The organism is Corynebacterium lowii, assembly GCF_001412085.1.
Lineage (GTDB): Bacteria > Actinomycetota > Actinomycetes > Mycobacteriales > Mycobacteriaceae > Corynebacterium > Corynebacterium lowii.
In genome coordinates, this window is record NZ_LKEV01000001.1 from 101,451 (window position 1) to 122,899 (window position 21,449).

General features: G+C 59.9%; 23 protein-coding genes and 2 tRNA genes. 11 read left to right on the forward strand and 14 right to left on the reverse strand.

The features are described 5' to 3' along the window. Positions 1-14 precede the first annotated feature (14 nt). The gene (locus Clow_RS00455; RefSeq protein WP_245625655.1) at positions 15-791 is read left to right on the forward strand and encodes an ABC transporter ATP-binding protein; all 777 of its coding nucleotides are present in this window, start codon (positions 15-17) and stop codon (positions 789-791) included. A gap of 99 nt (positions 792-890) precedes the next feature. Here the strand turns inward: Clow_RS00455 and Clow_RS00460 are convergent, their stop codons facing one another. Continuing rightward, the gene (locus tag Clow_RS00460) at positions 891-1,133 is read right to left on the reverse strand and encodes a hypothetical protein (RefSeq protein WP_055174798.1); all 243 of its coding nucleotides are present in this window, start codon (positions 1,131-1,133) and stop codon (positions 891-893) included. Positions 1,134-1,317: 184 nt separating this feature from the next. Here Clow_RS00460 and gyrA point away from each other — a divergent pair, with 184 nt between their 5' ends. The 4 genes from gyrA (at position 1,318) to Clow_RS00480 (ending at position 4,608) form a co-directional block, all read left to right on the forward strand. Continuing rightward, a complete protein-coding gene (gyrA, locus tag Clow_RS00465) occupies positions 1,318-3,903 on the forward strand; it encodes a DNA gyrase subunit A (RefSeq protein ID WP_055174801.1) in 2,586 nt (861 codons plus the stop codon). 12 nt (positions 3,904-3,915) lie between these two features. After that, positions 3,916-4,257, forward strand: coding sequence for a DUF3566 domain-containing protein (locus tag Clow_RS00470; protein WP_055174804.1), 342 nt, complete (start codon positions 3,916-3,918; stop codon positions 4,255-4,257). Positions 4,258-4,448: 191 nt separating this feature from the next. Beyond that, positions 4,449-4,525, forward strand: a tRNA-Ile gene (locus Clow_RS00475). 10 nt (positions 4,526-4,535) lie between these two features. Further along, positions 4,536-4,608: transfer RNA gene (locus tag Clow_RS00480), tRNA-Ala, on the forward strand. A 644-nt stretch (positions 4,609-5,252) separates the two neighbouring features. Here the strand turns inward: Clow_RS00480 and Clow_RS00485 are convergent. The 10 genes from Clow_RS00485 to Clow_RS00525 form a co-directional block, all read right to left on the reverse strand. Then, complete coding sequence (locus Clow_RS00485; protein ID WP_156334489.1) at positions 5,253-5,492, reverse strand: hypothetical protein; 240 nt, start codon at positions 5,490-5,492, stop codon at positions 5,253-5,255. A 336-nt stretch (positions 5,493-5,828) separates the two neighbouring features. Next, the gene (locus Clow_RS00490) at positions 5,829-6,815 is read right to left on the reverse strand and encodes a hypothetical protein (RefSeq protein WP_055174812.1); all 987 of its coding nucleotides are present in this window, start codon (positions 6,813-6,815) and stop codon (positions 5,829-5,831) included. Positions 6,816-6,825: 10 nt separating this feature from the next. Next, positions 6,826-6,951 carry a hypothetical protein gene (locus Clow_RS12120; RefSeq protein ID WP_281175620.1) on the reverse strand — a complete coding sequence of 42 codons (126 nt, stop codon included), beginning with the start codon at positions 6,949-6,951 and terminating at the stop codon, positions 6,826-6,828. A gap of 717 nt (positions 6,952-7,668) precedes the next feature. Then, positions 7,669-8,013 carry a hypothetical protein gene (locus tag Clow_RS11585; protein ID WP_156334491.1) on the reverse strand — a complete coding sequence of 115 codons (345 nt, stop codon included), beginning with the start codon at positions 8,011-8,013 and terminating at the stop codon, positions 7,669-7,671. Positions 8,014-8,476: 463 nt separating this feature from the next. Next, a complete protein-coding gene (locus tag Clow_RS00500; protein ID WP_055174818.1) occupies positions 8,477-9,901 on the reverse strand; it encodes a DNA primase family protein in 1,425 nt (474 codons plus the stop codon). Next, positions 9,898-10,392 (reverse strand): hypothetical protein, encoded by a 495-nt coding sequence (locus Clow_RS00505; protein WP_156334493.1) that lies wholly within the window; start codon positions 10,390-10,392, stop codon positions 9,898-9,900. Before Clow_RS00505 ends, Clow_RS00500 begins: the two co-directional genes overlap by 4 nt. A gap of 378 nt (positions 10,393-10,770) precedes the next feature. Continuing rightward, positions 10,771-11,181 carry a hypothetical protein gene (locus Clow_RS00510; protein WP_055174823.1) on the reverse strand — a complete coding sequence of 137 codons (411 nt, stop codon included), beginning with the start codon at positions 11,179-11,181 and terminating at the stop codon, positions 10,771-10,773. A 178-nt stretch (positions 11,182-11,359) separates the two neighbouring features. Further along, positions 11,360-11,530: a hypothetical protein gene (locus Clow_RS00515; protein ID WP_156334495.1), complete on the reverse strand. Its 171-nt coding sequence runs from the start codon at positions 11,528-11,530 to the stop codon at positions 11,360-11,362. Positions 11,531-11,569: 39 nt separating this feature from the next. Beyond that, complete coding sequence (locus tag Clow_RS00520; protein ID WP_055174828.1) at positions 11,570-11,842, reverse strand: hypothetical protein; 273 nt, start codon at positions 11,840-11,842, stop codon at positions 11,570-11,572. Between the two features lie 94 nt (positions 11,843-11,936). Further along, positions 11,937-12,143: a helix-turn-helix transcriptional regulator gene (locus Clow_RS00525; RefSeq protein ID WP_055174832.1), complete on the reverse strand. Its 207-nt coding sequence runs from the start codon at positions 12,141-12,143 to the stop codon at positions 11,937-11,939. A 113-nt stretch (positions 12,144-12,256) separates the two neighbouring features. Between Clow_RS00525 and Clow_RS11590 the strand changes: the two genes are divergently transcribed. The 4 genes from Clow_RS11590 to Clow_RS00540 all read left to right on the forward strand — a co-directional run bounded on the left by Clow_RS11590 (position 12,257) and on the right by Clow_RS00540 (position 16,743). Then, positions 12,257-12,916 carry a helix-turn-helix domain-containing protein gene (locus Clow_RS11590; RefSeq protein ID WP_156334497.1) on the forward strand — a complete coding sequence of 220 codons (660 nt, stop codon included), beginning with the start codon at positions 12,257-12,259 and terminating at the stop codon, positions 12,914-12,916. Next, positions 12,909-13,775, forward strand: a complete 867-nt coding sequence (locus tag Clow_RS00530; protein WP_055174835.1) for a tyrosine-type recombinase/integrase — start codon at positions 12,909-12,911, stop codon at positions 13,773-13,775. Before Clow_RS11590 ends, Clow_RS00530 begins: the two co-directional genes overlap by 8 nt. Positions 13,776-13,793: 18 nt before the next feature. Further along, a complete protein-coding gene (locus tag Clow_RS00535) occupies positions 13,794-14,096 on the forward strand; it encodes a tyrosine-type recombinase/integrase (RefSeq protein WP_082418431.1) in 303 nt (100 codons plus the stop codon). Between the two features lie 1,849 nt (positions 14,097-15,945). Continuing rightward, entirely contained in the window at positions 15,946-16,743 is a 798-nt protein-coding gene (locus tag Clow_RS00540) for an SDR family oxidoreductase (RefSeq protein ID WP_055174843.1), read from the forward strand. Between the two features lie 29 nt (positions 16,744-16,772). Here Clow_RS00540 and Clow_RS00545 read toward each other — a convergent pair whose 3' ends face one another. Both Clow_RS00545 and Clow_RS00550 read right to left on the reverse strand, forming a co-directional pair. Further along, on the reverse strand, positions 16,773-18,137 hold the full coding sequence (locus tag Clow_RS00545; protein WP_055174846.1) for a DUF3500 domain-containing protein: 1,365 nt from the start codon (positions 18,135-18,137) through the stop codon (positions 16,773-16,775). Between the two features lie 116 nt (positions 18,138-18,253). After that, positions 18,254-19,237: an ABC transporter permease gene (locus Clow_RS00550; RefSeq protein WP_055174848.1), complete on the reverse strand. Its 984-nt coding sequence runs from the start codon at positions 19,235-19,237 to the stop codon at positions 18,254-18,256. Positions 19,238-19,333: 96 nt separating this feature from the next. Here Clow_RS00550 and Clow_RS00555 point away from each other — a divergent pair, with 96 nt between their 5' ends. Next, a complete protein-coding gene (locus Clow_RS00555) occupies positions 19,334-19,870 on the forward strand; it encodes a TetR/AcrR family transcriptional regulator (RefSeq protein ID WP_169786554.1) in 537 nt (178 codons plus the stop codon). Between the two features lie 81 nt (positions 19,871-19,951). Further along, positions 19,952-20,749, forward strand: a complete 798-nt coding sequence (locus Clow_RS00560; protein WP_055174853.1) for an SDR family oxidoreductase — start codon at positions 19,952-19,954, stop codon at positions 20,747-20,749. Positions 20,750-20,755: 6 nt separating this feature from the next. Here Clow_RS00560 and Clow_RS00565 read toward each other — a convergent pair whose 3' ends face one another. Next, positions 20,756-21,340: a CPBP family intramembrane glutamic endopeptidase gene (locus Clow_RS00565; protein ID WP_055174856.1), complete on the reverse strand. Its 585-nt coding sequence runs from the start codon at positions 21,338-21,340 to the stop codon at positions 20,756-20,758. Positions 21,341-21,449: the final 109 nt, after the last annotated feature.

Below are 21,449 nucleotides of genomic sequence, written 5' to 3' on the forward strand. Positions count from 1 at the left end.
CGGGAGAGATTCTGGTGCTCCTGGGACCGTCTGGCTGCGGAAAGTCCACCCTGCTCAAACTCATGGCCGGGTTCTTCCCGCCCAGCCACGGAGAGATCAGCGTGGTGTCGCCCGAGGGAGCACGCGAGGTGGTCACCGGCCCAGGGGTGGATAGGGGAGTGGTATTCCAACAGCCCACCCTCTTCCCCTGGCTCAGCGTGCGCGATAACGTGCTGGCCGGGGCGCGATTCACCGGCAAGGAAAGCCAGCGCGAGGAGGGAGAAAAACTGCTGGACATCGTGGGATTGAGCGACTTCGCGGACAGTTACCCCCACGAACTCTCCGGGGGTATGCAGCAACGCGCCCAAATAGCCAGGGTGCTGGCCACCAGCCCACAAACGGTGCTCATGGATGAACCCTTTGGGGCGCTGGACCCCTTCACCCGCGAACAATTACAGGCCGAACTCCTCGGGGTGTGGCAGCGCTACCGCCCCACCATCGTATTTGTGACGCACTCCGTGGAGGAGGCGCTGCTGCTGGGGCACCGCATTATCGTGCTGGCCGCCAGGCCGGGGCGGGTGATTCACGACGTGGCCGTGCCGGAAGGGTTGCGGGCTTCGGAGGTGGGGGCTGTTGATGGTGGTTCTGGGGTGGGTGCTGGTTTTGGGGTGGGCGAGGGCTCTGAGACGAGTGCGGACGCCGGGCAGGAGGAACGGCTGCGGCGTATCTGGGAGGTGACCTCGGAACCGGAGTTCGTGGAGTTGCGCCGGGAACTCAGTGCGGCGGTGCACCGGGCGCATGGGGAGGGGTGAGAAAAATACGTAACCCCGGCGATGTAGTTCATATTCCAGGCGCGTTGCCGGGCCCAGTCAAACCAGGGATCGTTCCGGGGCTTTCGCGGAGCAGCTGTACTACAGAGTGGAACCTGGTACTGCGAAGTACTCGCTCACTATCTCTTCAACAATCCCGTAAGGGTGCTTTCCCTCGCGGAGCGCGCGGGCGTTGAGCTGCGCCCATACGTGCTCGCTGAAGTGGGGGCCGGTGTAATGGGGGTTGGCCTGGGGCTGGGCGTGGCTAAAGTCCATGCCAGCCTCGGCTTCTTGAACGAGGGCTTGGATTGCGCTTTCACTTAATGCAGGGGCGCGATTCTCCATTCTTCTACTTCTAGCAGGTAGGAGAGCGTTCACCCAGCCTGCCCGCACGATACCGCTCTACAGGAGCGCTCGCGGCGTCGATAAGCAGGTATCACTTTGATACCGCCCCCTTCCCGCAATGCCGCCACGGCCCGCTGAGGGCACTAAGATGGGCGGGGAATGTTCTTCCATAGAGAAGGTGAGTATGAGCGAGGATAACAACGGGTCGGGCAATGACCTGTTCGATCGCATCCACCCCATTGACATCAATGAGGAGATGCAGTCGAGTTATATCGACTACGCGATGTCCGTGATTGTGGGCCGCGCGTTGCCGGAGGTGCGCGACGGCCTCAAGCCGGTGCACCGCCGTATTCTGTACGCGATGTTCGATTCCGGGTACCGCCCGGAGCGCGGCTACGTGAAGTCCGCGCGCCCGGTTTCGGACACGATGGGTCAGTTCCACCCCCACGGCGATAGCGCTATTTATGACACTCTGGTGCGCCTGGCGCAGAGCTGGAACATGCGCTACCCGCTGGTGGATGGCCAGGGTAACTTCGGCTCCCGCGGTAACGACGGCCCCGCCGCCATGCGTTATACGGAGTGCCGCCTGACGCCGCTGGCGATGGAGATGGTGCGCGATATTCGTGAGAATGCCGTGGACTTCTCGCCCAACTACGACGGCAAGACGATGGAGCCGGATGTTCTGCCCTCCAGGGTGCCGAACCTCCTGATGAATGGCTCCGGCGGTATCGCCGTGGGCATGGCCACGAATATCCCGCCGCATAACCTCAACGAGCTGGCCGACGCCATTTATTGGCTGTTGAGCAACCCGGAGGCGGAGGAAAAGGAGGCTCTGGAGGCGTGCATGAAGTACGTCAAGGGTCCCGATTTCCCCACTGCGGGGCTCATCGTGGGCGACCAGGGCATCAAGGACGCCTACACCACCGGGCGCGGTTCCATCCGCATGCGTGGCGTGACCAGCATCGAGGAGCAGGGCAACCGCCAGACCATCGTTATTACGGAACTGCCTTACCAGGTGAACCCGGATAACCTCGTCTCCAATATCGCGGAGCAGGTGGCCAACGGGAAACTCGCGGGTATCTCCAAGATCGACGATGAAACTTCCGATCGCGTGGGCCTGCGCATCGTTATCACGCTTAAGCGCGACGCCGTGCCGCGCGTGGTGCTCAATAACCTCTACAAGCACTCCCAGCTGCAAACGAACTTCGGCGCCAACATGCTCTCCATCGTGGAGGGCGTGCCGCGCACCCTGCGCCTGGACCAGATGCTGCGTAACTACGTGGCGCACCAGATCGACGTCATCGTGCGCCGTACCCAGTTCCGCCTGGACAAGGCCGAGGAGCGCGCCCACATCCTGCGTGGCCTGGTCAAGGCTCTCGACGCCCTCGATGAGGTCATTGCTCTCATCCGCCGCTCCGCCACGGTGGACGTTGCGCGCACGGGCTTGATGGAGCTTCTCGACGTCGATGAGGTACAGGCCGATCACATCCTGGCGATGCAGTTGCGCCGCCTGGCGGCCCTGGAACGCCAGAAGATCATTGACGAACTCGAAGAGGTAGAGGCCCTGATTGCCGACCTCAAGGACATTCTGGCCTCCCCCGAGCGCCAGCGCTCCATCGTCCGCGACGAGTTGGCGGAGATCGTCGAAAAGCATGGCGACGAGCGCCGCACCCAGATCGTCGCTGCCTCCGGCGATGTGTCCGAGGAGGATCTCATCGCCCGCGAAAACGTGGTGGTGACCATCACCTCTACCGGCTATGCCAAGCGCACCAAGGTGGACGCCTATAAGTCCCAGAAGCGCGGCGGCAAGGGCGTGCGCGGCGCGGAGCTGAAATCCGACGACGTGGTACGGCACTTCTTCGTGTGCTCCACCCACGATTGGATACTCTTCTTCACCAATTTCGGCCGCGTGTACCGCCTCAAGGCCTACGAACTGCCCGAGGCCTCCCGCACCGCGCGCGGCCAGCACGTGGCTAACCTGCTGGAACTTCAGCCGGAGGAGCGCATCGCGCAGGTCATTCAGATTCAGTCCTACGAGGACGCTCCCTTCCTCGTGCTCGCCACCGTGCAGGGCCGCGTGAAGAAGTCCCGCCTGGCCGACTATGAGACCAACCGCGCGGGCGGGCTCATCGCCATCAACCTCGGCGAGGGCGACCGCCTCATCGGCGCCGCGCTCTGCTCCGAGGAAAGCGAACTGCTGCTTGTTTCCGAGGAAGGCCAAGCCATTCGTTTTACCGCCGACGACGAGCAACTGCGCCCGATGGGCCGCGCCACCGCCGGTGTGAAGGGCATGCGCTTCCGCGGCGAGGACCAACTGCTCGCCATGTGCGTGGTGCGCGACGGCGGCTCCCTGCTCGTGGCCACCTCCGGCGGCTACGGCAAGCGCACCCCCATCGAGGAGTACAACTCCCAGGGACGCGGCGGCCTGGGCGTGGTGACTTTCAAGTACACCCCCAAGCGCGGCAAGCTCATCGGCGCGATGACCGTGGACGAGGACGATGAAATCTTCGCCATCACCTCCGCCGGCGGCGTGATCCGCACCGAGGTGGCCCAGATTCGCCCCTCCTCCCGCGCCACGATGGGCGTGCGCCTGGTGAACCTGGAAAAGGACGTGGAGCTCTTTGCTATTGACCGCAACGTGGAAGGCGAGGGCGAACAAGAAGCCAGCGCCGTGGCCACGGGCAAAGTAAGCAGCCCCGCCGAGGAAGAAGCCCCCGCGCAGACCCTCCCCGGGGTAGAATCTGATCCGACCTCCGGCAGCAACGACTAGAGGAATCAGCAGATGGCATACAGAGAAGTAGTGGTATCGCGCATACCACCGATGGCCGCGTTCCGCGTGGCCCTGGCACTCTCCCTCGTGGGACTCGTGGCGTGGATACTCTGCGTGGTTCTCCTCTACCTGGGGCTGAACACCGTGGGTGTATGGGACAGCCTCAACTCCGTGATCGGCGGAATCGGCGGCGAGGGAATCATCAACTTTGGCGTGGTGATTAGCGTATCCGCCCTCCTGGGGGCGCTGGTGGCCATCCTGACCACGCTCCTGGCTCCGCTATGCGCCATCATCTACAACTCCGTGGTGGACCTCTTTGGCGGACTGGCCCTGGAGATTGAGGACGCGCGCTAAGGGTGCGCTGCGTGGCCTCTGTACGTCTTGTGTGCTTTGTGCGTACAGAGCGCACAGTAAGGCGTGGCGCTGTGGTGGCGTGATGGCATACTGTGATGGTTTACAGAGCCCTGCGGGGGCACTAATTACCCGTGTGAACTGGTGATTTGTGCCCCTGCGGGAGCGCTCTGTAAAGTACATACACGTTCCAAGGGCCTATAGCTCAGTCGGTTAGAGCGCATCGCTGATAACGATGAGGTCGCAAGTTCGATTCTTGCTAGGCCCACCAAAGGGACAATGGGGCATTAGCTCAATTGGTAGAGCATCTGCTTTGCAAGCAGAAGGTCAGGAGTTCGATTCTCCTATGCTCCACAACATATTCTAGCAGGTCAAGGGCGGTTTTCAGAGCACTGAGAACCGGCCTTCATCATTCCCAGTTTCGCACCAGTTTCGCACGGCGCGAAAAGCACGAGCACCGGCAACCACGTGAGCGCCCACCGCCCCACCCCGTGCCCATTGTGGTGTGCAGTGGTCTGATGTTTGCACACTGTGGTGGGCACGAGGCTGGGTAACGATGAGCGTCACACAGAGGGGTGGGGGCCTCAGAGATGAGTACCAGGCCCCGGCCTATGTGGGTTTGGTGAAGCCCCCGGCTCCGGGAACCTTCTAGACGCGCGCCCCTGGCTTTGCTGGGCTAGGCGGCGGGGGCCGGGGGTGCGGGGTGCGTGTTGAATCAAGGCCACCGCTTGCGCGCCGGAAACCAGCCGCCGCCGGGGTAGGGACTTTCGCGCAAAAATGAGCACCAGGCCCCCGGCCCCGCGTGGCCCTAGCAGTGCGGCCTTGACTCCCTTCAAACGCGGGCATGAGCCAGCCCCCTGGTCGTGGCCTTAGCCGGGGAGTAGGTGGGCCGGGATAAGCCAGGGGGCCTTGCAGCCGGTCATTTTTGACCATGCGCCCCGGCCCCGGTGCCGCGCGCCACACGGGCCAGGGGCGGGCCACGCGGCTAGGGCAGGGGCTTAGACAAGCCCAGGGCCAGCCTTCCCGCGCCGGGCGCGCACCTCTTCTGGTGAGGTATCGAGCCTAATCATTCCCGTGTCGTGAAGTTCCTGGGCAAACGCCCACGCATCATCAATGACCTCCCTATCAGAGTCACCATGCACCCACTGGGCTAAGTCCTCGGGCATACCAGCGGACTTCATCACCACCCCCGCAATCGCCTTCCCCCGCTCCTGATCGTATCGCTTACTCGTCCCCATAGATGCGCCTGCCAATCTCATCAATAGTTTCATCATCACCAGGGGCACGACAAGGCTCATGGCCTGCGATACGTCGCCCAATGGCCTCCAACTCCGCACGAGTGGGGGCCGGGGCCTGGTATTCCGGCTGGGCTTGCCGCGTAGGTGGGGTCGGGTGTAAGCCACACCAGCCGCGTTCTACCGGCTCCCTCGGCGGGGCAGGACGATACGACCCCGGCTTACGGACGGTGTTTTTCACCCCACCTAGATCCTCGGTAACAATCCGCGGCATTGCTAGGCCCTCGCTTTTCCCGCGCCACGGCATATTGCGCAGTTCTTGCCCGGTAGGGCCGGTTGCTAATCCCATGCCCAAGCCCCTTCCTCTCGCATAGCGGCTTCCACCTGCCCAGCTGACATATCCTTACGCGCCTTCAAGATGGCACGGTTACCCCTATGCAGCGCGCCCACAGCAGCATGATCGTTGAACGCGAACCGCCACGACCTCACCGCCGCGATAGCGTCCACACGGGCCTGATACTCCTGCTTATCCGCCCCAAACGGATCAGCCAACACCTCTAGACACCCCTCAGCCTGGCCCGTGGCTACCAGTTCCTCCACCTTCCGGCCCGTTGCCAACACCGCGCAACCCGTCGCGTCAAAAACCAAAGCGTCATAGTCCGGCAGATACTCCTGACTTGGCTCCATGCCCACACTTCGATCCACGCCCATCAGCCATTGCAACACAAATGGCTGGTAGAACTCCTCATAGTGATGCCATGCGGCTTCCAGAGCGCGGCGGGCCTCCAACTCCTCACCAGAAATCTCTGATACGTCCACATCCTGCAACAAGCCCACGAAAAACACCCCGCCAGGCCCGCTTAACACCTCTTCTTGTACCGTGCCCGGAAGGTTCCCCCACGCCTCAATGACCCCACGCAAACGAGCATCAACCTCATCACGCAGCACCGGCAAGCACGACTTCCGCAACGCGGACACCGCATACTCCGGCTTATCCTCCAAACGCTGGTACTCCTCACGAGCAGCAGCACACACCGTCTGCACCCGCGAAAAACCCGAACCTGTAGGCAGGGAACGCGCCCCAAAGCCCTCCAACTTCTTCTTCACCGCCGCTGGGGTCATCTCGCCTTGGGCCACCAAACGGCCCAACTCGGCTACCTCACCCTTGGCTGGCCCGGCCAACGCCTCAGCTAAGGCCGTGACCTGGGCATCAATCCGGCGATCAGCCTCTTCCATCTCCTCGGCCAGCGGAGGAATCACCGGCGCGTTCTCCTCGGCCGCGTACTCATAAAACGGTGCCAACCGCTTCCCAAAAAACCCACTCATGCTTACCCCTCTACCTCTCTGCTTGTGCTTCCAGGCGTAGCTGGCGCTCATGGGCCACGGCTAACGCCTCTAGTTCTTCCTCGCTCATCGACGCCACGCGATCAATGAGCATCGTCATACGCTTTTCAATCCGCACGCTCGGTACCCAGCCCTTCGGCTTCTCACCACGACGCGCCGCGCGCGCCCATGCAGAATGAGCCTCACGGCACCGCTGACACGGCGACTCCCGCTTACGGATATGGTGCTGGTAGCCCGCGTTCGAGCCACACTTCTTCCTCATACGCGGCGGGGACTTCCCCGCCCGGTTACGCTGCTTGGTCTCCATGCCCCTATCGTGAAACACCCTGCATAAAACGTTCCATTCTGCGACACCCCGCCGCGTAAAACGTCCCCTGTAAAACATCGGCGGCCACAAACCCGTTACCCGTTTCCCACCCCGAAAAAGGAAACGCCCGGAAGTTTCCCAACACCCCACCTGACCAGCGGCAACCACCATTCAGCAGAAGTAGTTAGAGGGCTGAAATAATGTGAAACGCGGCCTAAAAAGCCCTGTGCGTGGATTCCTCGTAAAACCGGGAGGTGGGAGGGGTCTACCCCTTGGGGGAGGGTACCCCCACCCCTTCGCTTGTGAGGGTTGCCTTAGTTGCTTGTATTGTGCTTTGTGATTGCTTCTCATTAAGTATTGTCATGCTTGTGTGTTGTTCTTTTGTTTCTTGCCTTGTTGTTGAGTTGTTTGCTGTTCACCGTTCTGTTGTGTTTGTTTCTTGTTCTTTCTTCTTATTGTTTGTTGTTTGCTTTCTTCTTTCTCTTCTCTTTCTTTCTGTTTGTTGTTTCTTCTTTTGTCTTGTTGTGTTTATGCTGCTTGCTGTTGTTGGTGTGTTGGTTGTGTGTAGCTTTTAAGTATTGTTCTGAGTTGTTTCTTTGCTCTGGCTTTGCGCTCGTAGCTGCGTGGTGCTTTATCGTCGGTAATGCGTGATGGTGTTTCTCTCTGGAAGTACATGCGATAGAGTTCGTCGGCTGCACCGCTGGCTAATTGCTCCCATGTCACAGAGCGCAGTACCGGCCAATGGCGGTGAACAGTGTGGTGAACGATGTCCTTGGGAACGCCTAGGCGGCGGGCTAAGGCCCGGTTCTTTTCGCCGGGTAGCCGCATGGCCTCGATGAGGGCGTAGGCGAGGGAGACGGGCCATTCCTTCACGCGGGGGTCATGGTCGGCTCCGATGGTGCCGGAGGCGTATTGGGCGTCGTGGTGGTGGCAGAGACCTAGCCCATATCGGGTGTGGGGGTTCTGTGGTCGGGGGCAGTCAAGGCGAGCGCAACGAGGCATGGACACCATGCCACCGCGCGGGGTGAGGGTGGGCGCGCACTGCGACGGCGGGCGGGAATCGGGGCATAGACCTTATGGCTCGGCCCGGTACGCCCTATAACGTATGAGAGTATGAGTCACGGAACCTAAGACCGTTGAGACCGCCTGGTCAGAGGGTGGTTCCGTAAGGTTACGGTCTTGAGACCGCAAACCCCCACATAGTGTTCAATGTCACTACATGGGGGTGAAAATAGGCTCTGACCAGGCGGTCTTAACGGTCTCGGTACGGTCTTAGTACGGAACTAGGCTCTGACCAGGCGGAATATACGGTCTCGGTGGTTTTACTTCACGGTGGCTACACCATCACGCCCATAGTGAACCATTGGCGCTTGCGGGACTTCTCGCCTGACCATTGCCCTACGTCGCGCCTCCTGACGGACACTTCCACGGCGGCGTTGTTGATCTGGTTGCGCAGCTTTTGCTTGCTCATGCCACCGCGCCCGTTGTCCTGGTTCCACTTCTCGTAGAGTCGGTAGGTCTCATCCCAGAGCACGCGATCTTCGGGGTCGCCGGTGATGATGTAGACGTCCTCTAGGAACTCGCGCACGGGGCTTCCTAGGCTGCGCATCTCGGCTTGGATGGTTTCTTGGGTGGCAGGCGTGGTGAAGGTGCCTTGGGCTTCTAGGCGGGCCAGCCCGTCGAGCGCCCAGTTGAAAATACCGGGCAGTTCTTTAAGGATATTGGCTTTAATGTTCGGATCGGACTTTCCCCCAAAGGACTTATCGAGTTTAATGCCCAAAATGCGGCGTTGAATAGCCCCGGTATTGTCATTGAAGGTGGGTTCTGAGTTCGCCACGATCATAATGCGGGCGCTCATTTTATCCACGGTGTAGGCGTCACGGTTCTTGCGTTCAATGACCATTGAATCTTCCCCTACGACGCTGAGCATGGTGGAGACCCCGGCGGCCCCTACGTGGGTGCGCCCATCGTCGCGGGCGTCCTCGAAAAGGGCGAGTAGTTTGCCGTCCCAGGAAGCCAGATCAAAACGCCCGCCTAGCCGGTCAAGGGAAGCGGCGGTGGTGTTCGCGGCCCCGGTAATGGCTTTTAAGACGGCGGCGACGGTGCCTTTACCGGCTGCTGGTGGGCCTACGAGCACGAGGGCGCGTTGCAGGTCGGTACGCCCGGATAGGACGTAGCCGAACCATTCTTGCAGCGCTTCGCGGGCGGCGGGGTCGTGGGCGAATATCTCGTTACAGAAGCGGCCCCAGCAGGGGCAGGCCGCCGCCGGGTCGTAGTGGAAGCCTAGATGGTGGCGGGTGAAAAGGCCGGGGTGGTGGGGGTAGAGGGTACGGCTGTGGCGGTTGAGTACCCCGTTTTTCAGCACGATGTAGTCCCCAGGGTCACCAAGTTTCACCGGCGTGTTCGTGGTGGGATCAACCCAGGCGGGGCCGCCCGCGATCCAGGCCGGGAGGGGGCTTTCATCGTCAAGGAACCGCCCGGCGGCGTACTTGAGCGGATCAATGATGTCAGATACGCGGCGTTGATTGGGACTAAAGGGGCGTTGATCGTCCCCTTCGTCGTAGGTGGCGTCGCGTAGCACGTCGTAGAGGGCGTCGCGCACGGCGCGTTCGGTGATCTGCTTCCAGCAGATGCCGGTGTATTGCCACCACAGGGCGTTGAAGTAGACCAGGGTGGGGTAGCCGTCCTGGTTGAAGTGGGAGGCCATGAGCGCTTCGGCTACGGCCAGCGGCTGGGAGGGTGGGGGTACGTGAAGGTTCATGCGGCTTTGGCCTCCTTGACGGTGGGGTGGTGGTTGATTCTCAGGTACATGGAGCGCAGCTTTGTGATGGCTTCCGCTAGGAAGGCGCTGGACTCTTCTAGCGGGGCTGATCGCACTGAGTCGGCGGCGGCGTCAAGGATCGCACCGCCACGGGTGTGGTAGGACTCTTCGATGAGGTCTTGGACGTGGCCTTCGAGGTAGTTGAGGTGGCCCCGGTGGGATACCAGTTCTGCCAGGAAGGCGCGTAGCCCATCGTCGCTATCGCGTAGGTAGCCTTCATCGAGTAGCCACCTTTCGATCTGGACGTGCACGGAGCCAAAGCCGGGGTGGTCGGGGTAGGTGATGTGGTGGAGGGCTTCAAAGACGCGCTGGTGTTTCCAGTCGGGGAAGTCCTCGGCTACGAGGCGGGCGAGTTGCTTCTTCGCGCGCGGTGCGGGGGCTTCGATGAGCGCGGCGAGTACTTCCATGCTGTTTGAGGGCTGGTTAGTCACGTGTGTTTCCTCCTTGGGTTTTCGTATCGTGACGGTATGGATGGTTGTGGGTGTCCTGTGAGCTGGGGTTTTGGGGTTTTTCGGCGGTCGCCGGAATCGGTTTCGCCGGTTTGCGGAATCGCGCAATCGCGTGGTTTCTTCAGGGGATCGCCTGAAAAGGGGTGCCGTGGGGGTTTCGCCAGATTTGTCGGAAAGTCCCTCCGGGGCCGCCGCCGCGCGGCCACTATGACCGGGCGGCCCCGCCCCTTGACCTTTTCCCGGTGCCGGTAAAAAGGTCAGGTGCAGCTCGGGCCGTGCCTTAGCGGCGTAGTAGATCCCAGGCTCCGGGTAGGAAGAGGCATGAGGCGAGGAATACGACGGTGGTGAGTGCTTCGAGGATCATCGGGCACCGCCTTCAGCGGCCAGGGCGAGGTTAAGGGCTGCGAGCTGGCTGAGCAGGTGGCGGGTATCCCCGCCGATGAGGTGTGCATCAACGAGGGTGCTCAGAAGCTCATCTTTGCGGGCCGCAAGATCAGCCATGTGCTGCGTGTGGGCTTGTTCTTCCCTCCTGGCGCGCGCTTGGGCGGACTGGGCTTGCACGCACTCGGGGCATAGCAGGAACCCCGCACCGTGGGCGTAGGCCGCCTGCGCGTCGTGGATATTGACCACGGCCATGACCGCGCGTTCGATGCGCATGTGCCCGCCGTGAAGTAGGCGGTAGTGGGTGCGAGTCGAGGCCGCCGTGTCGCGGAGGTGGAGCAGGTACGGTTCGGTAGCGCCCAGTGCGGGCGCGAGGGTAGCATGAGTCATGCTTTGCCTCCTTGTAGGCTGAGCTGTTTCAGCCCCCTTTTGGTGGGGGTCTGGGTGGAGACGCTGTAACCGGCGGAAATGTGGTAGTGGATGCTGGTTGCAGCGTCGTTTTTCATCGTGCAAGTGTAAAGATATTGGACACTTACTGTTCTGTCAAATCTTTTTACAGACTTGGGCTTTAGTCGCTGTTCAGGTTGTAGACGTGCTGACGGGAGAGGTTCGCAGCGGCGGCAATATGAGCTATCGGTACGCCCACCTTCGTGGCCTTGCGAACCGCATCGTCGCGGCGAACCTTGGCGTCGTTGAGCGCGGCGGCGGCCGCTTCGACGTCGGCTAGGGCCTTGTGCATCTCCGGCGTCACCTTCATGCCTCCTGATTCTAGTGGTGCTCATGCGGCTAGAGGCTCTTCCGGGTTGTAGTAGTTTGCCCCGATTGACCAAAACATGCTCGCGTGATCGTAGTGAAACTCGTCAAGGGTGATCCCACGGGCCGCGATGAAGGTGTTGATCTCCTCAGTCCAGCCTGCGAGGTCGTAGGCGTCTGGGTCGAGTTCATCGGCGGCAATAGCACCATCAGCAATGAGGGCAATGCCGTCATAGCTATCGGCTGCGGCGTTGAGCATGGTGGTGATGAGTTCCTCAGTGAAAGGGCCGTGGATCATGCTGCCTCCTCCTTCGGTAGTAGGTGTTGGTCGGCCTCGGCCTGGAAATGCTCATGCAGGCCTTGGGGACGATGCAGGATTACCGGGTGCTCGATCATGCGGCTTCCTCTTCCTCGGTGCCGCCGCGCGCGGTGGACTCCATTTGCTGGGCGATCCAAGCGTCCACGTCCTCGGGGCGGTACATCACGCGCCGCCCGATCTTCCCGCACTCAGGGCCTTTTCCGTTGGCCCGGAAGTAGCGGAGCGTTGATTCACTTATGCCTGTCTTGGCCGCTACCTGAGTGGTGGTAAGCAAACCCATCTTGACCTCCTAGGTACTTGTACCGCTTGTCGGTACTGAACCGAATGTAGCAACTAGTTCCGATAAACGCAACTGCGTTGGGTGGTGGTAGGTCGGGTGGCATACTCAACTACATGAGCACCTCGGAAAAAACCGCACGGGAACTCCTCGGTCAGACGATCAGGAAGCATAGGGAAGATCTTGGCTTTACACAGCAAACCTTGGCTGATGCCGTCAATTCCTATACGGGTGGAAACTGGTTAAAAACGACGGTTTCTAAAGTTGAAGCGGGTCAGCGAGCACTCAGCTTTGAAGAGGCTGTTGCTATATCTAATTACTCCAGGCTTCCAATCCAAGAGCTAATGGATGCATACGTGCCCCGTAAAATAGATGATCTTTGGGATGAGTGTGTTAGAAGATTTGCAAGCCTGGGAGATAAAGCAGAATATGTGATGGACGATTTCTGGGCACTAGTGCCCCTGCTAACAGAACTGCATGAAGGAATGAAAGACGATGGTGAGAGGTTTCCACCCAAGTTAGACAGGAAAACACTGGTAAAAGGGGTGGGTGAGATGATTACTTTCGTTGATCGTGCGATCCGTGCTTTAGAGATTGTCAGCGGTGATGCAAGTTGGTATGGCCACCTTGCTCCAATGTATAGCCGTGATCCAAATATTTCTACTTGGGAAAATACAAGGAAGATGCAGAAAGAAATTGAGAAAGAAATTGAAGAGCGATTAGCGCGGCTCAATAAAAGCATTGATGAATTAGAGCTGCGTGACGCCGATGGCTAAGCATAGGGAGCCGGGTAACGCCCGCGTGGTGGACTTGTTCAAGAACAAGGACGGCTCCGAAAGCGCAAAATACAAGGAAGTCAAGGCCAGGGAGTACACCACCACTCAGCTACGCGAGTACAAGAACTGGGCGGTGAAGTGGGTAGACCTCAACGGCAAGGAAAAGTCCCGAACCTTCAAACGACGGGTAGATGCCGACGAGTACCGCAAAGCCGTTGAAGCGCAGATACGCAGCGGCGAGTACATAGACCGCGATCATGGGCGGGTCACCGCACAAGAAGTATGGCAGCGCTGGGAACCCACGCAGGCTACCCGGTCAAAAAAGACCCGCTACGACAGGCAACGAACATGGATCGGGCGCACCGGGCCACGCTGGGGCGATGTGCCAATAAGCCGTATCACTAAAACCGACGTGCAACTATGGGCGGCGGAACTCCATGAAGAGGGATACAGCGTAGCCACCATTAGGCACGCGGTGGGAGTACTACGCCTTGTCCTCGGCTTTGCCGTCGATGAAGGACGGCTACTAAAGAACCCTGCTCATGGCATCTCCTACCCGTCTGAGAAGCCAGATGATCGGCATTACCTCACTGTGAAACAGGTAGAGGCCCTTGCTCACTCCATCGGGCACGGATATGGGTTAATGATCCGCGTGCTGGCCTATTGTGGCCCGCGCTCGGGGGAGATATTCGCGCTTAGAGGCAAGGATGTATTCCTTGATAGGCGGCGTATCTGGCTCCGGCGTGCTGCCTCACGCCCCGGAGGGAAACTAGAGATCAAAGACCTCAAAACGCATAAGAACCGCATGATCGCTTACCCGGAGGCGCTGCATGATGCACTAAAAGCCAGGGTGGGGTAGGTAGGGGAGGAAGGCCTACTGTTCACCACGACAGAAGGGGCTGTGCTGAACCCTTCAAACTTTCACAAGCGGGTGTACGTTCCGGCAAAAGCATCAGCAGCGCAGCGTCTAGAGGGGACGTTTCCCGCTGTGACGCTGCACGACTTGCGGCATACGGCGGCGAGCCTTGCTGTGCGGTCTGGTGCGAACGTGAAGGTGGTGCAAAACATGCTTGGGCACGCGAGCGCGGCGGTGACGCTGAACACCTACAGCGACCTTTTTCCCGATGATCTTGACCGCGTTGCTGAGGCCATGAATCGGCTCTTGGAGGAAGAGCGGTGAGCCTCTCAGTTTCGCACCAGTTTCGCACCACGCCTAGCCGGTACTGTTATCAGCCAACGCAATCAACGCTACTACCAGGTATTTCTATCGTTTACCAACGCAGCTATCGTTAGCAAACTCCCAGAAAAGCCCATTTGCAAGCAGAAGGTCAGGAGTTCGATTCTCCTATGCTCCACAGAACCCCTCGCCGGGATATGGGTGAGGGGATTTTTTCGTTTTGTGGGGTGCTGGCGGGGGCTTGGGGCGTAGTTGGGTGGCAGCGGGGGATGGTGTGCGGTCTTAGGCGTTTCTGTGCTTTATCTTCTCCTCTACGGCTTTGTGGGTTGCGCTTTGTGCCTTGGGACTGTCGGCTGCTTGTACCGGCTACCGGCTCTGAGGGTTATGCCTGTGCCGCTGTAGGGGGTATGCGTAAATTGCTAAGGTGGTGAGGGAACTTTGTGGGAAGATTCTGGATTACGAGGCGCCGATGAGGTTATGGTGGCTCAGTTTAAACTGTGTTTGAACGCCCCTGAGCCGAAAGAGTGATTTTTAATTAAGGGGAAAATGGAAGGGTAGCGATTCTTTTCTCGCCTCCCGTTTCTTACCGTGATCTTAGCTTCTATCGTGCTTGCTCTGGGTTTCTGCTGGGGAAACCTGATAGATTTTACGGTAGTTCCGCTGATTAGTATAGTATCGCTCGCGCTCGTCTCTCTATTTAAAGGTTCTAAGCTGCTTGCTTCCTTTGATCTAGGCTCTTTTTCTCTCATCGTACTTAATCTTGTTTCAGTATCACTGCTGGCACTTTCTTTTCTTGTAGTGGCTGTAGAGACTCCGCACTCGGTGCAGTATGTAATTTCTATTGCCACTGCGGGGTTTGCCTTTTCATTGAGAAGTGATTTGAACAGGTGGGGTAGTGCTTAGAGTGACGGCACTTTGTTCTCTAGTATCCGCATGTTCTATGTAGATACTGAGATTTGAGGGGGAGGAGTGGGCTCACGGTTTCTAGTTGTGAGACCCACTCGCTTACGCTGGTTGAGCGCAGGCGGATTAGTTCTTTCATACCTATTAGGTCTTGGTTCAGCTCTCTTGTGAAAATAGGTTCGTGGTGTGCGATTCTATTGCGTAAGCGGCGCAGGGCGTTAAGGCGCGTGTATACGTGGGCTCTTAGAATGCGTGTATCGGTGTGTTGTGAACCCGGGAGTGCGTTGAGGATATTTGGTTCCCATAATCGGGTATCGTTCCGTGCAGTGAAAAGTTTTGCCCAAAATGCGAGTTTTAATTCTGCGATAACCTTACCAGTGGTTGTATATCTACGACTCACCATTTCAAGGTCTGAGCGAGGATTATATTTCCGTCCGCGCGGTGCCGGTAGACTGCGAAGGAATGTTTCTTCCCAGGGCCAACGTGAACCATAAACCCGTTCTAATACGTAGGATGCTGCATTGCGAATTGATATTTCGGCAAAGTGGGCGGGAAGCATAGAAGCAGCGGAGACGGCGGCATTCCATGCGTATAGCTGTGATGCTTTATATGAGTCGTTGTCACAGGCGAGTAGATAAGTGTCAAAGCGTGGGGAGCTTAATACGCTTTGGAGGGTGGTTTTGGTGGGGAATGTTGTTGGAAGCATGACTGTAGGTTATACTTGACACGAGCGCTGTGGGACTAGCGGGCTTGAGTGCCTCCCCCATAGACATGAGAAAAGCAAGAGGTCCCAGCTGGGACCTCTTCCTTTTTCGCAGGTGTGGGATCGAGGGGATAGGGAGTGCCAACCCCAAACCCCCTCCACGCCCCCCACCCCCAAACGGGGGCGTCCACGGAAATTTTCTTTCGAAAACCTATGAAGTGAGCTGAAACACGTTAGGGTGTTCCTATGTCTCGCTCAGTATTTATCTCCGGGGCGGCCCGAGGAATCGGCCGCTCCACCGCACTGCACTTGGCCCGCCGAGGTTGGACCGTGGGTGTCTATGACATTCTTGATGATTTTGGTTGGATCACCACGGAAAACCTCGGCCCAGGCACGATTCATCACGGTTACCTCGACGTGACCGATCCCGAATCCTGGACCAAGGCCCTAGAGGATTTCACCTCGCACACTGGGGGGCGCCTGGACGCGTTGGTGAATAACGCCGGCGTGCTTCACGGCGGCCCCTTCGTAGAGGGCGGCTCCTATGAGAAGGATTCCGCCCTCGTGGATGTGAACGTCAAGGGAGTGTTCAATGGCGCTCGTGCCGCCTATCCGTATTTGAAGGCCACCCCGGATTCCACGCTTCTGAACCTTGCCTCGGCTTCTGCGATTTATGGAACCCCCGATCTAGCGGTGTATTCCGCCAGCAAGTTCGCGGTGCGTGGTCTCACGGAGGCCCTGAATGTGGAGTGGGAGCCGGAGGGAATCAAGGTGCGTGCGCTGTGGCCCCTCTTCGTCAAGACGAACTTGCTCGATGATTTCTCCGCCACCAGCACCAAGCGCCTGGGTGTGCGCCTCAAGGCCGATGATGTAGCCAAGGCCGCCGCCGATATGGTGGAGCGTGAACGCGGCAAGATCGCCAAGGTGCATCAGCCGGTGGGGCTCCCGGCAAAGGTGCTTTACGGGCTTTCTCAGGTGTGCCCGAGTTGGATGGTGCGCTTTGGCAACGGGATTCTCACCACCAACCGGAAATTGAAAATCTAACCAGCAGTTGGGGCTTACTGAGCCCGAGCCTACTGGGCCGGAGCGGCGTTACTAGGAGCAGCACCACTAGGAGCAGCACCACTAGAAGCAGTACCCCCGGCACCCGGAGCCGTACCACCCGGCCCACCGGAAGAACCAGGACCGCCGTTACCGCCAGGTCCACCGTCGCCCGGCATCATCCCGCCCGGCGCTCCGCCACCGGGGCCGCTGCTTTGCTGCTGTTCCACGGAACCGGCGTAGTCGTTGCTGGGGTCGCGGTAGATGGTGTGCACGTGGCCCCAACCTGCGGTCACCACGCCCTCCACGTCGGCACCGGCGGAACCCTGCTGGTTGGCGAACTCGATGTATACCTTGGGGCCGCTGATCTGGAAGTAGATGCCGTCGCCGCCGCTGTTGATGTCGTACACCGTCTCTCCGGACCAATTCACGTAGGTGTCATCCAGGGTGGCGCGGATGGCATCGAGTTCTTCGTTGGTGGTTTCCTCGTCGGCCATGCCCACCCAGTTGGCGATGACGTCGATAAGCAATTCCTTTTGCTCGTCGGTGAGGTCGGAGCCCTTGAGCCCGGTGCCGGTGGGGTAGTCGCAGGTGCTGCCGGGGGCGCAGACCATCGTGTCCACCTGTTCGCCCTGGTAGAGCTTGGTTTTCTGCTCCTCGTTGAGGCTGTTGTAGAAGGCGAAGGCCGTGGTGTAGGTCTTGTCCATCGTTTGAATCGTCTCGCCCTGCTCATTGACGTATTCGGCGGGCTGTGTGCCCAGGTGGGTGGGGGCGAAGGTGAGCGTGTCGGTGTCCATCGTGGCGTTGAGGCCCAGGTGGTGCCCGCCAAATTGGAGGGTCCAGGCGCTGCTGTCGCTGGGGTCGCCGTAGAAGGCGATGTAGTACTGGCCCAGGGAATCCTCGGTGGAGTTGCTGTTTTCCAGCAGGTACTCGTCGCCGCCCATGATGCCGGTGACGGTGGCGTAGGCGTCGTCGTTAAGCAGGGCTTTGAGCACGTTCATGGCGGCTTCGCGCTGCTCATCGTTGAGGTCCTTGAGGTTAATTCCGGCGCGCTCCACGAAGGTTACGGGGAAGTTAGACCAGGTGATGGACTTATCATCGTCCTCATAATCCTTCACCACCGTGGACTTCTGTTCCTCGGAGAGCGTGTCCAGGAAGGCCTGCGCGGCGGCCGCAGTATCCTTCACTGTTTGCTTAGTGGTGCTTGCCGACGCCCCCGTGGTGCTACTTGCGCTGCTCACGGTGCTGTTGGCGGTGGAGGTGCTTGCGGTTGTCGTTGCCGCGGCGGCGGAGTCGGAAGAATCGGAGGAGCAGGCGGTGAGTGCGAGCCCAGCGACGAGGGCAGTGGAGACGAGGGGCAGGAGGCGGCGTTGGAAGCGCGGGTTCTTTGCGGTCATGTCCACTACTATGCCGCGCTTAGCTCCTTATATCCCGAGCGTTTCCTGTGAGGTATCGGAGGGGTTTCTGGATATAAGAAAGGCTGCGCGGAGCTCTCCGCACAGCCTTTTCTCAATTACTTACTTTGGCGCTTGGTGATGAAGGCCGAAAGCAGGAACCCCGCCAGCGTCCATGCGATGAGCACGGTGAGGGAGAAGGTCATGCCCGCGCCGTCGAAAAAGGCGGCCGAGCGAATGGCTGTGCCTGCCGCACCAATGGGCATGAGCTGGCCGATGAGACCCCACGGTGAAGGTAGCCACGCGGCTCCGGTGGCCAGGCCGGAGAGCGGATTGGAGAAGAAGAGCAGGATCACACCGGCCACGCCGATGCCGGCCATGCCCGCGAGGTTGTGCAGGCCTTGCAGGGTCATGGAGATGGAGGCGATACCCAGGGAGAGAACGGCGGCGGTGAGGAGGAAGTTACCGTCGATCACGTGGAGGGAGTACTGCATCACGGCGGTGACGGCGAAGCCGCCGATGATGGCGATGGCCAGGCCGCCGAGTACGCGCAGGCGCGGGGAGTTTTTGAACAGACTGATGAGCAAGATGGCGGAAACGTTACCGCCGAATACCAGGGGCAGGCCGAGGGTGGCGATGGAGGAGCCGGTGGGATCGTCCTCGGTCAGGGGCGCGACGTCGTCGTAGCTCACCTGCTGCTCGGTGCTTTCCAGGCCGGTGCCGAGTTGTTGCAGCAAAGATGCGTAGGGGGTACCGGCGCCGGAGGCGGTGATGATGGTGATGCCGTTATCTCCCACGGTGATGGCGCCGATGTTATCCCGGTTGAGTACGGAATCCCGGGCCTCCTCGGCACTCTGATAGGTGGTGACGTCAAAGGCATCGGGCTGCTTTTGCTCTAGGCCGCCCGTGATTTGTTGAATGACGGGCTCGGGGCCGCTGACGGCGAGGGGGAGATCCTTGGCCCCGGAGTTAAGCGAGGGCAGCAAAAAGCTCAACAGCATGATGAGCAATACGAGGGGGACGCCCAGCAGGGTGGCGATGAATTTGAGGGTGGTTTTGTTGTCTTTTTGCGCCTCGGCGGTTGAGGCGTTTTCCGTGGTCATTCTATTATCCTTCCATAAGCGGAGCGATATGCTCCGAATAAGAGCGGAGATTATCACCCCTCCAGGGAGGTCGCAACATGTGCGATGATTCCTCCTATGAGATCTGATGCGCAGGCAAATCGAGCCCTCCTTGTGGATACTGCGGCGTCCCTCTTTATCTCCCACGGTGAGGCCACCTCCATGCGATCCATTGCCGAGGCCGCAGGGGTGGGGGTCGGCACCTTGTATCGGCATTTTCCTGACCGCGATGCCCTTGTTAATGCCATCGCCATTGAGAAGTTCTCGCAGGTTATCGCCCTCACCAGCGGCGTTACCTCTGCCGAACAGTGGGCGGAGTTTTCCCACGCCATGTCCCACATCTCGCTTGGGCAATTAGCTCCGGCGCTTTCCTCTCTGCGCCCAGACCCAGAGCCGCGAGAGGTGGTGGAATATCGAGCCCGAGCCTTTGAAGAGTTGGAAAGAGTGCTGGGATTGGCGCGGGAGGCCGGATTAATCCGAGGGGAGATTACCGTTATTCGGTTTTTGCTCGGCCTCATGGCGTGCACCCGCCCCCTGCCTGCGGGAGCGCCGGAGGTATTTGTGAAAGAGATGGATTGGCTCCGCGAAAACTTCGTGCAGAGCCTGCGCCCTTAGCACCCCTTTTTAGGGGCAATTTCCGCTATTTTCCCACAAAAGTACTATGCCGTACCTTGTAATAAGCCTATGGTAAAAGGTATGCCTCGCTCAGTATTTATTTCCGGGGCGGCCCGAGGAATCGGCCGCTCCACCGCCCTCAACCTCGCTCGCCGCGGCTGGACCGTGGGAGCCTATGACCTGGTAGATGACTTCGAGTGGACCGCCACGGAATACCTCGGTGCGGGGGCAGTGCACTCTGGCCACCTCGACGTCACCGATCCCGAATCCTGGACCAAGGCCCTAGAGGATTTCACCTCGCACACCGGCGGCCGTCTCGATGCCGTGGTGAATAACGCCGGAATCCTCTACGCCGGACCGTTCATGGAGGAGGGCAGCTACGAGCGCGACGCCGCCCTGGTGGACGTGAACGTCAAGGGCGTCCTCAACGGTGCCCGCGCCGCCTACCCGTATCTGAAAAAGGCTGCGGGAGCCCGCCTGGTGAATATCGCCTCGGCCGCCGCCATCTACGGCACCCCGGATATGGCGGTGTACTCCACCACCAAGTTCGCCGTGCGTGGACTTACTGAGGCCCTGAACTTGGAATGGGAGCAGGATGACATCACCGTCTCCGCCGTGTGGCCCCTCTATGCCAAGACCGGGATGCTCGATGGAGTATCCACCAATGGCACGGAGAAGATGGGTATTCGCCTCACGCCCGAGGACATTGCGGTGACCGTGGCCGATGTGGTGGAGCGCGAGCGCGGCAAGATCGCCCAGGTACACCAGCCGGTAGGCTTGCAGGCCAAGATCATGTACGCGGGCTCGCACTTCTCCCCGGCCTGGCTCACGCGCTTCATTAACGCCAAGCTCACCACCAATAGGCCGGTGAAGCCCTAAAGGCCCCTAACCCAGCGCCGCCACCACGCCGATCATGCCGCTGGTCCACACAATATGGGCCACGATCGGTGCCGTGATGCCACCCGTGCGGGTTCGCAGCAGGTACATGGCTGTAGCCAGAACCACCGCAGCAACCGGCAGTAGCACCACACCGAACACCGTGGTCATGGCCGCATAGAGGAGTACGGAGATCGCTGCGGGGTATCGGCTAAGGCGGGTGGGCAGGGCCTCGCGGAAGAATAACTCCTCCGCCGTGGCGTTGAGCAGCACCACGAGGAATAGCGCCACGGCCTGCCACGGGTGCAGCGCGCTTTCCCCGAGAAGGCCCGTGACCTGCTCGAAAAGGGGAGCAAAGAGTGGTATTCGGGCCATGAGTACTGTGGCCACCGCGCTGGGGAGCAGCAGGAGGAGGCCTGCGAGAAGGCCCACGGGGGCGTCGGCAAGCGAAAGGCGAGTGCGGGGCGCGCAGTACCGCCAGCCGAGGAGAAGGGCGAGTCCGGAGCCCAGGGTGGCGGCGTAGAACCACCCGCTGCCGAGGCCCACGCGGCCCGCGAGGAAGAGGAGGGCGCTGGCGCTGAGCAGGGGGAGCATGGCCCCTATTATTCACCCCCGCGCGGGCTTTCTGTAACGATCAAGGCCGTCATCGATGGGGTAAAGAGCACCGTGAGCTGCTAATACGTGTATAGTGACCTCTTTAACA

Bases quoted from the DNA above. Each gene is read 5' to 3' on its own strand.
- gyrA (WP_055174801.1), top strand. From the start codon at position 1,318: ATGAGCGAGGATAACAACGGGTCGGGCAATGACCTGTTCGATCGCATC.
- Clow_RS00540 (WP_055174843.1), top strand. From the start codon at position 15,946: ATGTCTCGCTCAGTATTTATCTCCGGGGCGGCCCGAGGAATCGGCCGC.
- Clow_RS00530 (WP_055174835.1), top strand. From the start codon at position 12,909: ATGGCTAAGCATAGGGAGCCGGGTAACGCCCGCGTGGTGGACTTGTTC.
- Clow_RS00460 (WP_055174798.1), bottom strand. From the start codon at position 1,133: ATGGAGAATCGCGCCCCTGCATTAAGTGAAAGCGCAATCCAAGCCCTC.
- Clow_RS00560 (WP_055174853.1), top strand. From the start codon at position 19,952: ATGCCTCGCTCAGTATTTATTTCCGGGGCGGCCCGAGGAATCGGCCGC.
- Clow_RS00525 (WP_055174832.1), bottom strand. From the start codon at position 12,143: ATGGGTTTGCTTACCACCACTCAGGTAGCGGCCAAGACAGGCATAAGT.
- Clow_RS00550 (WP_055174848.1), bottom strand. From the start codon at position 19,237: ATGACCACGGAAAACGCCTCAACCGCCGAGGCGCAAAAAGACAACAAA.
- Clow_RS11590 (WP_156334497.1), top strand. From the start codon at position 12,257: ATGAGCACCTCGGAAAAAACCGCACGGGAACTCCTCGGTCAGACGATC.
- Clow_RS00510 (WP_055174823.1), bottom strand. From the start codon at position 11,181: ATGACTCATGCTACCCTCGCGCCCGCACTGGGCGCTACCGAACCGTAC.
- Clow_RS00485 (WP_156334489.1), bottom strand. From the start codon at position 5,492: ATGGGGACGAGTAAGCGATACGATCAGGAGCGGGGGAAGGCGATTGCG.
- Clow_RS00515 (WP_156334495.1), bottom strand. From the start codon at position 11,530: ATGCACAAGGCCCTAGCCGACGTCGAAGCGGCCGCCGCCGCGCTCAAC.
- Clow_RS00520 (WP_055174828.1), bottom strand. From the start codon at position 11,842: ATGATCCACGGCCCTTTCACTGAGGAACTCATCACCACCATGCTCAAC.
- Clow_RS00500 (WP_055174818.1), bottom strand. From the start codon at position 9,901: ATGAACCTTCACGTACCCCCACCCTCCCAGCCGCTGGCCGTAGCCGAA.
- Clow_RS00545 (WP_055174846.1), bottom strand. From the start codon at position 18,137: ATGACCGCAAAGAACCCGCGCTTCCAACGCCGCCTCCTGCCCCTCGTC.
- Clow_RS00555 (WP_169786554.1), top strand. From the start codon at position 19,334: ATGAGATCTGATGCGCAGGCAAATCGAGCCCTCCTTGTGGATACTGCG.
- Clow_RS00490 (WP_055174812.1), bottom strand. From the start codon at position 6,815: ATGAGTGGGTTTTTTGGGAAGCGGTTGGCACCGTTTTATGAGTACGCG.
- Clow_RS00565 (WP_055174856.1), bottom strand. From the start codon at position 21,340: ATGCTCCCCCTGCTCAGCGCCAGCGCCCTCCTCTTCCTCGCGGGCCGC.
- Clow_RS00470 (WP_055174804.1), top strand. From the start codon at position 3,916: ATGGCATACAGAGAAGTAGTGGTATCGCGCATACCACCGATGGCCGCG.